Annotated in this window: 11 protein-coding genes; 9 read left to right on the top strand and 2 right to left on the bottom strand. The window is 59.2% G+C overall.

All coding sequences use genetic code 11. From position 1 onward, the window contains the following. Positions 1–43: 43 nt before the first annotated feature. Positions 44–1,102, bottom strand: a complete 1,059-nt coding sequence (locus tag WA983_RS03145) for a TRAP transporter substrate-binding protein (protein ID WP_424249774.1) — start codon at positions 1,100–1,102, stop codon at positions 44–46. Between the two features lie 215 nt (positions 1,103–1,317). Further along, a complete protein-coding gene (locus WA983_RS03140; RefSeq protein ID WP_424249773.1) occupies positions 1,318–2,214 on the bottom strand; it encodes a LysR family transcriptional regulator in 897 nt (298 codons plus the stop codon). A 124-nt stretch (positions 2,215–2,338) separates the two neighbouring features. On the opposite strand from WA983_RS03140, the gene ychF reads away from it, so the two are divergent. From ychF to WA983_RS03095, 9 genes are all read left to right on the top strand, one after another. Next, positions 2,339–3,430, top strand: coding sequence for a redox-regulated ATPase YchF (ychF, locus tag WA983_RS03135; protein WP_424311589.1), 1,092 nt, complete (start codon positions 2,339–2,341; stop codon positions 3,428–3,430). A 173-nt stretch (positions 3,431–3,603) separates the two neighbouring features. Beyond that, complete coding sequence (locus WA983_RS03130) at positions 3,604–6,384, top strand: N-6 DNA methylase (RefSeq protein ID WP_424311588.1); 2,781 nt, start codon at positions 3,604–3,606, stop codon at positions 6,382–6,384. Next, a complete protein-coding gene (locus WA983_RS03125; RefSeq protein ID WP_424311587.1) occupies positions 6,375–7,634 on the top strand; it encodes a restriction endonuclease subunit S in 1,260 nt (419 codons plus the stop codon). The genes WA983_RS03130 and WA983_RS03125 overlap by 10 nt, the downstream gene beginning before the upstream one ends. 136 nt (positions 7,635–7,770) lie before the next feature. Next, positions 7,771–8,958, top strand: a complete 1,188-nt coding sequence (locus WA983_RS03120) for a hypothetical protein (protein WP_424311586.1) — start codon at positions 7,771–7,773, stop codon at positions 8,956–8,958. Between the two features lie 35 nt (positions 8,959–8,993). Continuing rightward, positions 8,994–10,049 carry a PDDEXK nuclease domain-containing protein gene (locus WA983_RS03115; RefSeq protein ID WP_424311585.1) on the top strand — a complete coding sequence of 352 codons (1,056 nt, stop codon included), beginning with the start codon at positions 8,994–8,996 and terminating at the stop codon, positions 10,047–10,049. A 16-nt stretch (positions 10,050–10,065) separates the two neighbouring features. Then, positions 10,066–13,179, top strand: coding sequence for a type I restriction endonuclease subunit R (locus tag WA983_RS03110; protein ID WP_424311584.1), 3,114 nt, complete (start codon positions 10,066–10,068; stop codon positions 13,177–13,179). Next, positions 13,179–13,889 (top strand): M48 family metallopeptidase, encoded by a 711-nt coding sequence (locus tag WA983_RS03105; protein ID WP_424311583.1) that lies wholly within the window; start codon positions 13,179–13,181, stop codon positions 13,887–13,889. Before WA983_RS03110 ends, WA983_RS03105 begins: the two co-directional genes overlap by 1 nt. A 151-nt stretch (positions 13,890–14,040) precedes the next feature. After that, entirely contained in the window at positions 14,041–15,174 is a 1,134-nt protein-coding gene (locus WA983_RS03100; RefSeq protein ID WP_424311582.1) for a Fic family protein, read from the top strand. Positions 15,175–15,254: 80 nt separating this feature from the next. Further along, positions 15,255–16,487 (top strand): MFS transporter, encoded by a 1,233-nt coding sequence (locus tag WA983_RS03095; protein ID WP_424250118.1) that lies wholly within the window; start codon positions 15,255–15,257, stop codon positions 16,485–16,487. The last annotated feature ends 14 nt before the right edge of the window (positions 16,488–16,501 follow it).

The following is a 16,501-nucleotide window of genomic DNA, read 5'->3' as shown; positions in this document are numbered from 1 at the left end:
CCGCCGGCCGGGGAACTGAGGACGCGGCGCGCGCCGCGACCGCTTACTTGGACGCGGTGATGTTCACGATCTTGCCGATCGTGCCGTTGAAGTCCTGGACGCATTGCGCGGAGCAGCGCGCAGCCCATTTCGGCACGATGGTTTCGGACAGGACCTTCTTGAGCAGCGCCTGGTCGGCCTCGGAGGGCTGGACCAGCGTCATCTTGCCCTTGACCGCCTGCTTGCATTCGGCGGCGCCGGTGTTGCAGTCGTAGCCTTCCTGCGTTTCAGCAGCGGCGTCGGCCCAGATTTTCTGGAACATCACGTTCAGGTTCTTCTGCAGGAAGTCCTGGACCTTGGGATCGAGCTTGTTCCAGTACGCCTTGTTGGCGGCGTGGATCTGCTGATTCCAGTTGATCGGCAGCGCGTACAGGTGCGTGCTGACCTCGTACCACTTGGCTGAATAGCCCGACATCGAGCCCGTGATGGCGCAGTTGACCACACCGTTCTGCAGGGCCGGCACGACTTCGCCGAAGGGCAGGGTCACGCTGCTGCCGCCGAAGGCTTCGACGAACTCGGCCTGGGTGCGGCTGCTGGTGCGCACCTTCTTGCCCTTGAGGTCGGCCAGGCCGTTCATCGCGCCGTTGCAGAACAGCACCTGCGCGGGGTAGGAGGAAAAGCCGAGCACCTTGATGTTCTGCTTGTCATAGAACGCTTCGTAGGCCGGCGTGAAGGCGTCGGTCACCTGCTTGGCGATGGCTGCTGTGGGCGCCAGACCGGCCAGGTCGATCGCCTCGTTGATGGGGTTGTCGCTGGCGAAATAAGCCAGGGTCGAAGTGCCGACAGGGATCACGCCCTGGGACATCAGGCGCAGCATTTCCGGGCCCTTCAGGCCCATTTCATTGAAGCCCTTGATGGTGGCCGTGACCTGACCGTTCGACAGCTCGGGCACGGTCTTGGTCCAGAAGGGTTGTTCGAAATTCTGATAGAGCGTCAGGTTGCTGAGCGCGCCCGCGACCTGGATCTCGGTCTTGGGCAGACCGTCCACCTTGTCTTGCGCGACGGCGGCGGAGGCGAGCAGGACGGCGCCTGCGGTGAGCGTGATGGTGGCCAGTTTCTTCATGGAGTCTCCTCGGGATGTCGAGTACATCGAGTGCGTTAAGTGGGTGACACCCCCCGATTGCAGCGTGTCGGCCCCTGTCGCGTCCAATCATCAATCGGTATGCCTGCTCATAATAAATCTTTATCGGCTGTTGGTAAACTGTTGTTTTAATTGAATTTATTTTATTTATCTAAATTTTCTTCTTTGGTGTCTTGAAGTAGCAATAAGGGTTTTCACTAATTTTTTCTGGCCTCTGCCTGGCGTGCGATCTCCTGTGCCAGACGCGCGACGGTCTGGGCCGTGTGGCTGTCGGGTGTATCCAGCCAGCAGGCATGGAAGTCGATGTCGGGCAGTGTGCTGTCGGTGCGCAGAATGCGCAGCTTGCCTTGTTCCAGTTCTTCGGTGATCACGGCGGGCGCGATCACGCAGGGCCCCATCCCGTGGCGCGCCATGTGGACGATGGTGCTGAGCGATGCGCTGCCGTACAGGCGGGGTTCCTTGATCCCAGCGTCCTGCAGAATGCGTTTGACCGCATGGTGCGGCCTGCTGGCCGGCGGGTAGGTGATGATGGGGTAGGCCGCCAGTTCCTCGGCCGTGACGGTGCGGCCATGCAGGCGCAGGCTGGGGCTGGCGATCCAGGCCAGGGAATAATCCCGGAGATGCAGGCTGCGTTCGCGTGGGTCTTGTGATGTCCCCACCAGCATGGCCAGGTCGATCTGGTGCGACAGCAACTGCGCGCGCAGTACGTGGCTGGTGTCCACCTGCAGTTCCACCACCAGCGCCGGATGCCGCTGGTGCAGCCGCTCGAGCAGTTCCGGCAGCCAGGTGTGCACCAGGGTTTCGGCCACGCCCAAGCGGAATAGTCCCCCGATCGGGCTGGCCTGCTGGGCGGCCGTCAGCATCTCGGTGCGCATGTCGATGATGCGGCGGGCGTGGGACAGCAGTTCCTGGCCTTTTTCCGTCAGCTTGATGCCACGTGTGCTGCGCTCGAACAGCCGTACGGACAAGAACGATTCCAGCGCCGCGATGCGCTGCGAGATGGCCGGCTGCGTGGTGTGGAGCTTTTCCGCGGCGATCCGGAAGCTCTCGACCTCGGCGACCCAGACGAAGGCTTCGATGTGCTTGAAATCCATGGCGGTGCGTAGTGGAAGCCCCGGTTGTCAGACCAGGGAGGATCACAATGGGCGGGGTACAATCGCGGTTTCTTCCAGGCCGGGTTTCGGCCCCGTCTTCCGATACGCAAGGATAATCGAATTCATGGCACTGCAATGCGGCATCGTTGGCCTGCCCAACGTCGGCAAATCCACCCTGTTCAACGCCCTGACCAAGGCCGGCATCGCGGCGGAAAACTATCCGTTCTGCACCATCGAGCCCAACGTCGGCGTGGTCGAGGTCCCGGACCCGCGTCTGGCGCAACTGTCGGCCATCGTCAAGCCTGAGCGCGTCGTGCCCGCCGTGGTCGAATTCGTGGACATCGCCGGCCTGGTGGCGGGCGCGTCCAAGGGCGAAGGCCTGGGCAACCAGTTCCTGGCCAACATCCGCGAGACCGACGCCATCGTCCACGTCGTGCGCTGTTTCGAAGACGAGAACGTCGTCCACGTCGCCGGCCGCATCGACCCGATTTCGGACATCGAGGTCATCAACACCGAACTGGCCCTGGCCGACATGGCCGCCGCCGACAAGGCCCTGCAGAAGAACCGCAAGCTGGCCAATTCCGGCGACAAGGACGCCATCCGCCTGGTGGCCCTGCTGGAGCGCATCGTGGCAGTCTTGGACCAGGGCAAATCCGTGCGCAGCCTGGGCCTGGACGAGGACGAGCAGGCGATGATCAAGAGCTATTGCTTCATCACCGCCAAGCGCGCCATGTACGTCGCCAACGTCAAGGACGACGGCTTCACGGACAACCCGCACCTGAAGGCGGTGCAGGACTACGCCGCGGCCGAACACGCCCCCGTGGTCGCCGTCTGCGCAGCCATCGAGGCCGAGATCGCCGATCTGGACGACGAGGACAAGACCGTCTTCCTGGAAGACATGGGCATGACCGAGCCCGGCCTGGACCGCGTCATCCGCGCCGGCTACCAGCTCTTGGGCTTGCAGACCTACTTCACCGCCGGCGTCAAGGAAGTTCGCGCCTGGACCATTCCCGTCGGCGCCACCGGCCCCCAGGCCGCCGGCGTCATCCACACCGACTTCGAGCGCGGCTTCATCCGTGCCCAGACGATTGCTTTCGACGACTTCATCGCCTGCAAGGGCGAACAGGGGGCGAAGGAGGCAGGCAAGATGCGGGCGGAAGGCAAGGAGTACGTGGTGAAGGATGGGGATGTGATGAATTTCTTGTTTAATGTGTGAATGGGGTAATCGAGCAATGTTAATGGGGTGCTTTTCGAGATAATGCCCTATTTGGAGACTGTGGTCCCCCGGATGAACAGCTTGGGATTTAAAGGTCGGCGCGCTCACTGACTATCTGGAAAGTTGTCGACAACGACACCATCGAACGCCATCCGGACTAAATCCTGGCAAGAATGATGGATATTGAAGTGACAATTACCGAAGAGCAGGTCGAGCGCTTTATCAGCACACTCAAAACCATGGGCGGGTCCGCCGGGAACCTGCGGTTGCGTGAGGCATTAGGATGGCAAGAATCCACCTATGACAGCATCAAGCAGCAACTGATCGAGGAAAGCCGGATCGTTCCCGGCCGTGGGCGCGGCGGTTCGGTTGCTCTGCTCACACCAGCCTATGCGACCAATACGGAACCGGCAACCACGCTGGAGGTGCGAGAAGTTTCCGTGTCGTATCTAGAGGCAAAAGCGAAAACAGGCTCGTCAGCTCGGGATAAAGCGACTGCTATCCCAGCCTCCAAGGTGCTTACCCCACGTAACGGCGTCGTCAAGAAATCTGACCTTTACAGCTCTATCTGGGCTTCGTGTGATGAACTGCGCGGTGGCATGGACGCCAGCCAGTACAAGGACTACGTCCTGTTTATGCTGTTCATCAAGTACATCAGCGATAAATACGGCAGCAGTGACGATTTTGCCCCGCCCGTGGTGATCCCGCCCGGGGCCTCGTTCCAGGACATGGTGGCTCTCAAGGGCAAGGCCGACATTGGCGACAAAATCAACACCCAGGTCATCCAGAAACTGATCGACCACAACACCAAGCTGGCGCGCAGCGACTTTCCCGACTTCAACGATCCCAACAAGCTCGGCGAGGGCGCGGCCATGGTCGAACGGCTGGGCAACCTGATCGCCATCTTCGAAAAGCCCGAGCTGAACTTCGCCAACAACCGCGCCGACAACGACGATCTGCTCGGCGATGCCTACGAATACCTGATGCGCCACTTCGCGCAGGATTCTGGCAAGAGCAAGGGCCAGTTCTACACCCCGGCAGAAGTCAGCCGCATCATTGCCCAGGTGATGGGCATTTCATACGCCAACACCAAGGCTTCCACCACGGTGTATGACCCGACATGCGGCTCAGGATCGCTGTTGCTGAAAGTGGCCGCCGAGGCAGGCCGGCAGATCACCCTGGAAGGGCAGGAAAAGGACGTGACCACCGCCGGTCTGGCGCGAATGAACATGATCCTGCACGACTTCCCCAGTGCCACCATCCTCAGCGGCGACACGCTGGTGAACCCCAAGTTCAAGGATGGCGAACAACTGCGTGCTTACGACTACGTGGTCGCCAATCCGCCGTTTTCCGACAAGAAGTGGTCCACCGGCCTCAACCCGGCCAACGACCCGTACCACCGCTTCACCTGGGGCGAGCCGCCCGCCAAGCAGGGCGACTACGCTTACCTGCTGCACATCATTCGCAGCATGAAGGCCACCACTGGCAAGGGGGCCATCATCCTGCCACACGGCGTGCTGTTCCGTGGCAATGCGGAGGCCCATATCCGCAGGCAACTGGTGCGCTCCGGCATCCTCAAGGGCATCATTGGCCTGCCTGCCAACCTGTTCTATGGCACTGGCATCCCCGCTTGCATCCTGGTGCTGGACAAGGAAAACGCCAGCGCCCGTAAGGGCATCTTCATGATCGACGCCAGCAAAGGCTTCATTAAGGACGGCCCCAAGAACCGCCTGCGCGAGCAGGACATCCACCGCATCGTCGATGCCTTCCGCCGTTGCGTGGACGAGCCGCGCTATGCCCGTATGGTGCCGCTGGCCGAAATCGCCAGCGAGCGCAACGACTACAACCTCAACCTGCCGCGCTACATCGACAGCAGCGAGCCGGAAGACCTGCACGACATCGACGCCCACCTCAACGGCGGCATCCCCGAGCGCGACATCGATGCCTTCGCCGCCGATTGGCAGGAAATGCCCGCCCTGCGCCAGGCGCTGTTCGAGGCCGAACGCCCCGGCTATGCGCGGCTACGCCAACCGATGGCCGAAGTGCGTTCCGTCATCCTCGCCCACCCGCAGTTCCAGCAATTCCGCAGCAAGGTCGAAACGCTGTTCGACAAATGGCAGCAAGCCGTCATGCCGCTGCTCGCCGGCATCCAGCCCGGCGACAAGCCCAGGGCGCTGATTGTGCAGGTCTCCGAAACCCTGCTCACCACCTTCCACGCCGCGCCACTGCTCGACCCCTACGACATCTACCAGCACCTGATGGACTACTGGGCCGAGACCATGCAGGACGACGCCTACCTGATCGCCGCCGACGGCTGGGTGGCGCTGCCTCGGCGCATTGTGGAAACCGACAAGAAGGGCAAGACCAAGGACAAGGGCTGGACTTGTGATCTGCTGCCCAAGCCATACATCGTCGCCCGCTACTTTGCTACCGAGCAGGCTGAGTTAGAGACCAGACAGGTTGAACTGGAGGGCGTTGCCGGCCAGATTGCCGAATTAGAAGGAGAGTATAGCGGCGAAGACGGCGCCTTTGCCGGCTTTGACAATATCAACGTTGGGCAGGTGAAAGACCGCCTCGTCGAGATTGGTGCTGATCCCGATAATGCCGACGAACGTGCTGTTCTCCAGCAGTGGCAGAAACTCAGCGCCCGTGAGGCCGTGCTGAAGAAAGCCGTCAAAACGCTGGACGCTGATCTCGACCAGCAGGTTTATGACCATTATGCCGCTCTCAGCGAGGCCGAGGTTAAAACGTTGGTGGTGGAAGACAAATGGTTGGCGCGTTTGCAAACTAACGTGGATCAAGGGCTGGAGTGCATCTCACAAACTCTTGCTCAGCGTATCCGCGAACTGGCCGAACGTTACGAAACTCCGCTACCGAAGTTGGAAGATGATGTGGCTACCCTCAGTGCCAAGGTGGAAGCACACTTGAAGAAGATGGGGGCGGTATGGAAGTGAAGCCGGCGTACAAACAGACGGAAATAGGGCTTGTTCCGCAGGATTGGGGTGTCCAGAAGCTCGGAGAGTTAAAACCATTCTTGACCAGTGGTTCACGCGGATGGGCATCCTATTATTCGGAAAGAGGCGACCTGTTCGTACGCATTACAAATTTGACGCGCGAGTCGATTTATTTGGATTTAACGGATACCAGATTCGTTAGGTTGCCAGAAGGTAGCAGCGAAGGGGTGCGTACTCAGCTTGAAGAAAATGATGTTCTGATTTCAATTACGGCGGATATTGGAATAATAGGTTATATCGATGTGCATGTTCCAGTTCCGGCCTATATCAATCAACATATCGCGCTTTTGAGATTTGATCCCGCTGAGGTTAATAGTAAATTCATTAGCTACTTTCTTGCCTCGGAAGAATCACAGAAAGTATTTCGAGCAGTAACGGATATAGGCGCCAAGGCAGGCATGAGCCTCAGTGGGGTGAAAAAAATTCAAACTGCGCTTCCGCCGACTATCAATGAACAACATGCCATTGCCACCGCCCTAAACGATATGGATGTGCTGCTGGATGGGCTGAATCGCTTGATTGCCAAAAAACGTGTCATTAAGCAGGCCGCCATGCAGGAACTCCTCACCGGCCAAACCCGATTGCCAGGGTTCAGTGGGAAGTGGGGCCGACGCGAAATAAAGGCGCTTGTTGTAACGCCAGTAACGGATGGCCCTCATATGACCCCGAATTTTCATGAGGATGGAGTTCCTTTTTTATCAGTTAATAATTTAGTAAACAATATTATTGATCTCAAGAGTCTTCGTTATATATCTAAAGCAGACGATGAGGTCTTTTCCAAGAAATGTAAACCAAGGCGGGGGGATATTCTTTTAGGTAAAGCTGCATCAGTAGGCAAGGTTGCTGTGGTTGAGGATGACTTTGATTTCAATATTTGGTCACCTATCGCATTGATTAGGGTAAATGAATTAGTGGTGCCAAAATTTATCTACTATCAATTGCAGGGTGGTGACTGCGTGTCCCAAATTATGCTTCTGACAAACTCATCCTCACAAGGGAATATTGGGATGAGCGATATCGAAAAGATCGAAATTCCACACCCCTCCGTTGAGGAGCAAGCCGAGATAGCTGCCGTCCTTAGCGACATGGACACTGAAATTACCGCTCTCGAAGCCCGCCGCAGTAAGACCCGCGCCCTCAAGCAGGCCATGATGCAGGAACTGCTGACCGGCAGGACGCGGCTGATATGAACATTGAATGACGCTTAGGCTGACAGGAGGCTTTGTGACAGATAAGAAGCGCATTGCTGATAACGCGTCAGTAGCCGAGATGCTTGAACTCATTCAAGGCGTCAGTGCTATTGAAAATATATGACAGGCTGTCCCGTTGTTCCAGGAAATATTTCCGCGACTCTCCGATTTTTCAGGAAATCTCGCAGAGCTAAAAGAGCAGTTCAAAATTCTCCTGCTGCCGGATCGTTTCAACGAGCTCTTTGCTCCATCAGGCTGGGTTGCGTATGAGTCCATGAGTCTGGAGGTGATGAAGCATGCTATCAAAAGGTTCGAAATACATGGTTTGGACGCTGCGGAAGATTATCTTGTTAGTACGTATGGCGCTGATGCCTTGAAATTAGGCATTTTACGATTCAATGGGCATGATGAGTTCAGGAAAAGGATACGTCTGACAGAACTCGCAAAAGAGGATTATCTAGCGGGGCGCTACCACGCCTGCACACCGTTGTTGCTGAGCTTGATGGATGGTTTGGCGAATGATGTTTCCCGGCACGTGGGCCTCTTTGCTGACGGTGCAGACCTAACTGCGTGGGACTGCATAGCGGCGCACGAATCAGGGCTTCAGGCACTGGTGGCCTTGATGACTAAAGGCAGGGGTAAGACAAACGAAGAAGCGATTTCCGTTCCATACCGTCACGGTATTCTTCATGGACGGGAATTGGCATTCGATAGCCGTATCGTGGCAGCGAAAACCTGGGCGGCCTTATTCGCACTGCGAGATTGGGCTGGGGCGCTGGCTGAAGGAAAAAAGACTCCAAAAGAAAAACAAGAGCCGACTTGGGGGGAGTTGCTCAAGTCGTTTCAGAAAACCCAGAAAACAAAGCATCTTCTTGACGCTTGGAAACCAAGAGCGAAAGAGAGTTTTTCATGTCTTCCCTGCGATGGATCGCCGCCCTCGTTACCTGAAAATTCTCCAGAACGTGCTGTGGCTGAGTTCATGGAAAACTGGAGGCTGGGGAGGTTCGCTCCACTGGCCGACGCGCTTTCTCACACCTATGGCATGGCAATGGGAAAGAAAGCCGGAGAAGCCAAGCAGGACTTTGGAAGGCATCAGGTCGTTTCGTGCCAGGTCGTGGGCGTGGAAGACCGTACGCCTGCCTGTTCCACGATTACCATCAGAGCAACATTCAGTGCCGAAGATAACATTTTTGAAGAGGAACTGAATGTGTCGGTGAGCTATCAGGATGAGAAAGGATTGCCTATGTGCCGTTTGGAGTCCGGCGGGAAATGGGCGCTGATTCAGAACTCATTTCGAAGTGTGATCTACAGAAATGTCCAATAAGGAAAATAACGGATAATGCAGAAGGTGGAAAGCCAATGACCGACAAGCCAGCCTCCCTAACCTCCACACCGCAAGGCTACGCCGACTGGCTAACCGACCTGAAGGGACGCATCCACACAGCGCAGCAGCGTGCGGCGTTGGCGGTCAATCGGGAACTGGTGAGTCTGTACTGGCAGATCGGCCGTGACATTCTGGCGCGGCAGGCCGAGCAGGGCTGGGGTGCGAAGGTGATTGACCGGCTGGCACATGACCTGCGAGTTGCCTTTCCGGAGATGAAGGGATTTTCGCCGCGCAATCTCAAGTACATGCGGGCATTTGCCGAGGCCTGGCCGGACGAATCATTTGTGCAAGCGGTGCTTGCACAATTGCCGTGGTACCACCATCTGGCACTGCTGGACAAGCTGCCCGGCCCCGAAACCCGCAAGTGGTACGTGGCCAAGGCCATCGAGCACAACTGGTCGCGCAACATACTGGTGATGCAGATCGAGTCCCGGTTACTGGAGCGTAGCGGCCAGGCGGTCACCAATTTCACGGCTACGCTGCCTGCACCGCAATCCGACTTGGCACGCGAGTCGATCAAAGACCCCTACCGTTTCGACTTTCTTGGCCTGACCGATGAGGCGCAGGAACGGGAGATCGAGGACGCGCTGGTCAGGCACGTCACCGAGTTCTTGCTGGAGCTGGGCGCGGGCTTCGCCTTCGTGGGCCGCCAGGTATTGCTGAGCGTAGGGGGTGACGAGTTTTTCATCGATCTGATGTTCTACCACCTCAAACTGCGTTGCTACGTTGTGATAGAACTCAAGGGCGGCAAGTTCAAGCCTGAGCACTTGGGGCAGTTGGGTTTCTACCTGACGGCGGTGGACGAACAAGTGAAGCATCCAGACGATGGTCCGACCATCGGCCTGCTGCTGTGCAAAGGCAAGAACAAGGTGGTGGCTGAATACGCACTGCGCAACAACGCCCAGCCGCTGGGCGTGGCTGAATACCAACTGGTCGCGTCCCTGCCTGCGGAATTGCAGACCAGTCTGCCCAGTATCGAGCAAATCGAGCGGGAACTGGGCTCCCCCACGGATGATGGCACCGAGGAATGATGCGATGACCCAATCCATGCCACGCTCCGAGCGCAACTCTCAAAACCGTGTGGCGCGGTTGTTCGCCACTCCGGTGGCCGATGGCGGCCTGGGCTACGAACACCTGGGAAACTGGAGCAAGCGCGACCACAATCGCGCCATCGAAACCGAGTTGCTGCGTGCCAATTTGGCCGCTCGCGGGTACTCGTCCCCTCACATCAGCGCAGCCTTGCAGAAGCTGGAAATCGCGGTGGATGTCACAGGCATCACGCCCTATCAGGCCAATCTGCGCACCTATCAGTTACTTCGCTACGGCGTGCCGGTGCGGATCGCGGCGGGCCAATCGCATGAGACAGTGCAGTTGATCGACTGGGCGCAGCCCGAGCTCAATCACTTCGCGCTGGCTGAGGAAGTGACGCTGCGGGGCGGGAGCACCCGCCGGCCGGACATCGTTTTGTACATCAATGGCCTGGCGGTGGTGGTGATCGAGCTCAAGCGCAGCTCGGTCGATGTGGGCGATGGTATTCGCCAGTTGTGCAGCAATCAGGAGGAAACCTTCAATCAGGGCTTCTTCAGCACCGTGCAGTTGCTGCTGGCGGGCAGCGATGCGCAAGGTTTGCGCTACGGCACCACCGGCACACCGGAACAGTTCTTCGTGCAGTGGAAGGATGAGCAACCGTCAGCCATGGCAACGGTGGGCGCATTGCTGGATCGCCCGCTGGCCCAGATGTGTGAGAAGGCGCGGTTGCTGGATTTGATCCGCAACTTCGTGATCTTCGATGCGGGTTTCAAGAAGGTGCCCCGGCAGCACCAGTACCAGGGCATCAAGGCCGCGCAGGAACGCATCGCCAAACGCGAGGGTGGCGTGATCTGGCACACCCAGGGCAGCGGCAAGAGCATCCTGATGGTGTTGTTGGCCAAGTGGTTGCTGGAGCATGACCCGCAGGCACGGGTGTTGGTGGTGACGGACCGCGACGAGCTGGACAAGCAGATCGAAGGCGTGATGCGCAATGCCGGGGTGATCGGCGAGGGATCGGCTCCCCCGCGCATCACTTCACGCGCAGACTTCGTGCAAAAACTCGGTGCCACCACACCGCGCTTGTTGTGCGCGCTGATCCACAAGTTCGATGCGGCCGATCTCAAGGGCGAGCCACCGCCCATCCATGGGCGTTTCTATGTATTCGTGGACGAGTGCCACCGCACCCAGGGCGGCAACATGAACAAGCAGATGAAGCGCTGGCTGGCCGACGCCATCTTCATCGGCTTCACCGGCACACCGTTGTTGCGTAAGGATCGGCAAACCACCCGTGAAGTGTTCGGCACGTATATCCACACCTACAAGTTCCACGAAGCGGTGGCCGACAAGGTGGTGCTGGATTTGAAATACGAGGCCCGCGATGTGCCGCAGCGGCTGACTTCACGCAAGGCCATCGATGCCTGGTTCGAGAAGAAAACGCGCGGACTGAACAACTTCCAAAAATCCATCCTGCGTAAGCGCTGGGCCACGATGGAAGAGCTGATGAGCGCCAAGGAACGCAAGGATCGCATCGTTGCCAACCTCATTGAGGATTTCAGCCTCAAGCCTCGTCTGGACAATGACCGCGGCACGGCGATTCTGGTGGCGGCTTCTATCTATGATGCCTGCCATTACTTCCGGTTGTTCCAGAACACGCATTTCGGCCCCTATGTGGGCATCATCACCTCGTACGAATCCAACCCGGTTGCCATCTCGAAAGAATCGGCCGGCAGCGACGAGCGCTACAAGTTCGACACCTACAAGCAGCATGTGTTGCGTACTGGCCAGACCATCAAGCAGTACGAAGACGAAACCAAGCGCCGCTTCATCGAGGAACCGGCCAACATGAAGCTGCTGATCGTGGTCAGCAAGCTGCTTACCGGCTTTGATGCCCCCAGTTGCACCTATATCTACCTGGACAACGAGCTGCACGACCATAACCTGTTCCAGGCCATCTGCCGTACTAACCGGCTTGACGGTGACGACAAGGACTATGGCCATATCGTCGATTACAAGGAGCTTTTCGGTGACGTGCAGCAGGCCATTGCGGTGTACAGCTCCGACGAGTTGGACATCGATGCTGGCAATGGCGGCGACAACAACGTTCATCTGAAAAATTGGCTGGAGGAAGGCCGCAAGCAACTGGACGAAGCCCGTGAAGCGCTGCATTACCTGTGCGAGCCGGTGCCGCAGCCGCATGAGCTGGAGCAATTCATCCACTATTTCTGCGGTCACGCTGGTGATCCGGAGGCGCTGCTGGAAAGCGAGGCGTTGCGTATTGCCTTCTACAAGGCGGTGGCGACCTATCTGCGTGCCTTCGCGGACATTGCCCAGAACCTGACCGAGGCGGGTTACTCAGACAGCGAAGCCGACACCTTGCGGCGGGAAACAGAGTTCTATGCCGAGGTGCGTTCGGCCATCAAACATTACAGCGGCGAAGAGCTGGATATCAAGCCCTATGAGGCCGACATGCGCCACCTCATCAACACCTATATCCAGGCCGAGCCAGCGCAGGCGTTGGGCGAGTTGGCTGAACTGTCGCTGACCGAGCTGATTATCGAGACCGGCATCCACGACGCCATCGCCAAGAAACTCAATGAGAAGGGCAAGCTGTCGAAGAACGCCATTGCGGAAACTATCATCAATAACGTCCGCAAGACTATCATCCGAGATCGCCTGACCGATCCGCGCTTTTATGAGCAGATGTCCAAGCTGCTCGATGACCTGATCCAGCAAAGCCGTGAAGGCACCGAGGCCTACGAATCATTCCTGAGCAAGGCGGAAGACATACTGAAGAAGCACCGCGCGAAACAACACGATATCAATGAATCTGCCATGTTGCGCGGCAATGCAGGTGCGCTGGTGATTTATCGCAATTTGCCTGACATCATTTCCGGCGATGTGCTGCCCGATACGGATGGTGTAGTCAAAGAGACACAGTCCGAGTACGGAGACCCGTTGGCCTTGCTGGCGCTGAAAATCGATCGTGTGATGCGTGACGAAGCCCCGGCAGGATGGCGTGGCGACGAAGCCAAGGAACGCATCGTGCAGAATTTCCTGCACCCGTTGACCGGACGCAACCGCGAGGCCACGCTCAAACTATTCGATTTGCTGAGAAATCAGCCGGGCTACTGATGACGCAGACGCACATACGTCTGGGGGAACTGGACATCACCGTCACGTTCAAGGCTGTGAAGAATGTCCATCTTTCTGTGCATCCGCCTGAGGGGAAAGTGACGCTGGTGGCCCCGATGGGTACACGGCTGGAGGTGGCACGTGCCTATGCTGCGTCCAAACTGCGCTGGATTCGTCAGCAACAGGCGCAATTGCTGACACAGGCGCGTGAAACACACCGCCAGTTCGTCACCAGGGAAAGCCATTACGTCTGGGGACGCCGCTATCTGCTCTCGGTGCTGGAGCGCGATGCCCCGCCTGCGGTGAAAATGGATCACCGTCGCATCACCTTGTCTGTGCGCCCCGGCTCCGATGCAGCCAAGCGCGAAGCCATTTATCGACGCTGGCAACGCGGTTTGCTACATCAGGCCATTGCCCCTTTGATCGAATACTGGGAGCCACGGATCGGCGTGAAGGTCAATGGTTACTTCCTGCAGCGAATGAAAACCAAATGGGGTAGTTGCAATCATCGTCAGGCTCACATTCGGCTCAACACGGAACTGGCCAAGAAGCCTCGTGACTTGCTTGAATATGTGATCGTGCATGAAATGATCCATCTGATCGAACCGACGCACAATGAGCGGTTCATATCGTTGCTGGCCCAACACTATCCTGCCTGGCGGGATGCTCGTGCGGAACTGAACGCGTTGCCGCTGGGACAGACTGTTTGACTCCAGGTCGTGTGTGCAGTGAGGATTGCCCAACAGCGTGTTGGACATTCTGAATCCCTCCCGCATATGAGCGGCGAATAACCCCCATAATCACCGCATTCCCTGCGGTGAATCCCTTGCTCTCGCACCAAATCCACCCCATAATCACCGCATGAATAGTGGTGATTACCTCTACATCTGGCAAACTCCCGACTGGCCGGACTGGCGCTACGATCTGGCGGCGCTGGCCGAGCCCCTGTCGCGGGTCAGCCGCGCGCAGGGCTTGCTGCTGGGGCGCCTCGCTGACGTCGGCCTGGGCCTGCGTGACGAGGCCAGCCTGGCCGCGCTGACGGACGACGTGCTCAAGACCAGCGAGATCGAAGGCGAGCATTTGAACGCCGCTTCGGTGCGCTCGTCGCTGGCGCGCCGTCTCGGGGTGGATATCGGCGCGCTGGCCCCGGCCGATCGACATGTAGAAGGTGTCGTGGAGATGGTGATCGACGCCACGGCCCGCAGCGCTGACCCGCTGACGGTCGAGCGACTGTTCGCATGGCATGCCGCACTGTTTCCGACGGGATATTCGGGTTTGAGCCGGATCGTCACCGGTGCCTGGCGGGATGATGCGCATGGGCCGATGCAGGTGGTGTCCGGTCCGGTGGGTCGCCAGAAAGTGCACTATGAGGCCCCTCCCGCCGCGCGCCTGCCGGCGGAACTCGCGCGCTTTCTGGGCTGGGTGAACGCGCCCGATGCGGCGGCGCCGGCACTGATCCGGGCCGGGCTCGGTCACCTGTGGTTCGTCACGCTGCATCCTTTCGAGGACGGCAATGGCCGTGTGGCTCGGGCCATCGGCGACCTGCTGCTGGCCCGGGCCGATGGCAGTCCGCAGCGCTTCTACAGCCTGTCGGCGCAGATCCAGCGCGAACGCAAGGCGTATTACGACATCCTGGAGCGCACGCAAAAGGGGACGCTGGACGTGACCGAGTGGCTGCTGTGGTTCCTGCGGATGCTGGACGAGGCAGTGGGCCATGCGCATCGGTCGCTGGATGCCGTATTGGACAAGGCGAGATTCTGGCAGCGCGTGTCGGGCGCTTCGCTCAATGCCCGACAGGTGCGGGTGCTGAATCGCCTGCTCGATGGCTTCGAGGGCAAGCTGACCAGTGGGAAATGGGCGGCGCTCGCCAAGTGCTCGCCCGACACCGCGCTGCGAGACATCAGCGAGCTGATCCGGTTGGGCGTGCTGCGGCGTTCGGAAGCAGGGGGACGCAGTACCAGCTATGAACTGTCGGGAACTGGTGAACGGGCGTGAGACACGGCTCAGCCCCCACCTGTTAATCTAACCCCCTGCGGACCCGCTGGGCCCTCGCACCTGCTTCCGGCCCTTTTCCCATGTCCGCTTCTCCTCCTTCGACTCCCGACGACTATTACCGCCTCACCGTCCCGCCGTTGCTGACGGTGGCGCTGGTGGGCGTGTTCGCCTTCATCCAGGTCTATTCGGTGCAGTCCATCCTGCCGGAATTGCAGCGGGATCTGAACGCTTCGGTGGTCGAGATCGGCAATGCCGTGGGGATGACGGTGCTGGCGGTGGCGCTGATCTCGCCGTTCATCGGCATGCTGTCCGACGCCCTGGGGCGCAAATGGCTGATCACGGTATCGGTGTTCGCGCTGGCCGTGCCCACGGCGCTGATGATGCAGGTACAGTCCGTGCATGGTCTGCTGGTGCTGCGCTTTCTGCAGGGGCTGGCGGTGCCGGGTGTGTCGGTGGTGGTGATCGCCTACGTGGGCGAGGAATTCCGCGGCGCCTCGATGGTGCGGGTCATGACGGGATATGTGGCCGGCACGGTGCTGGGCGGTTTTCTGGGCCGTTTTCTGATGGGGCATCTGGCCGAATTCATGGCCTGGCGCACCGCGTTCGGCTTGATGGCCGTGCTGAATCTGGTGGGCGCCTGGCTGGTGTGGCGCGGCCTGCCGCCTTCGCGCCATTTCACCGCCAATGCCCGTTTTGCCGACAGCCTGTCGACGCTGGGCCGGGTCCTGCGCAATCCTGCGCTGCAGGCCGCGTGCGCGCTGGGCTTCACGGTGCTGTTCGCGCTGGTGGGCTTGTTCACCTTCGTCAACCTGCACCTGGCGGCAGAGCCTTACCGCTTCAGTTCGGGCGATCTGGCCAATATTTTCAGCGTCTACCTGCTGGGGGTGGTGGTCACGCCGATGGCGGGGCGCTTCATTCCGCGCATCGGCTCGCGGCGCACGGTGCTGGCGGCCGTCGCGATATCGGCGGTGGGCGTACTGGGGGCGCTGGTGCCCTGGGCCTGGGGTATCGTGGCCGCGCTGGCCGTGGCGGCCTGCGGGGTGTTCGTGACGCAGTCGGCGACGATGAGTTTCATCGCCCACCGGGTCACCAGCGGCCGATCGCTGGCCAGCGGCCTGTATTACGGGGCGTATTATTGCGGCGGTTTTGTGGGCGCCTGGGGCTGCGGCATCGCCTATACCCTGGGAGGCTGGCCCGGCACCGTGGCCACGCTATTTGCCGTGCAGGTGCTGGGGTGGTTGATCGCCTGGCGCTTCATGCCTGGGCCCGCACCCTCTCCCGATACGACCGGCGGGTCGCCGCCCGCCCACTGACCTCGGACTGCCGC

The sequence above is a fragment of the Castellaniella sp. genome (assembly GCF_049650445.1).
Classification (GTDB): domain Bacteria; phylum Pseudomonadota; class Gammaproteobacteria; order Burkholderiales; family Burkholderiaceae_B; genus Castellaniella.
Note: the sequence above shows the minus strand (reverse complement) of the source record. Positions and strands in the feature narration are given on the sequence as shown.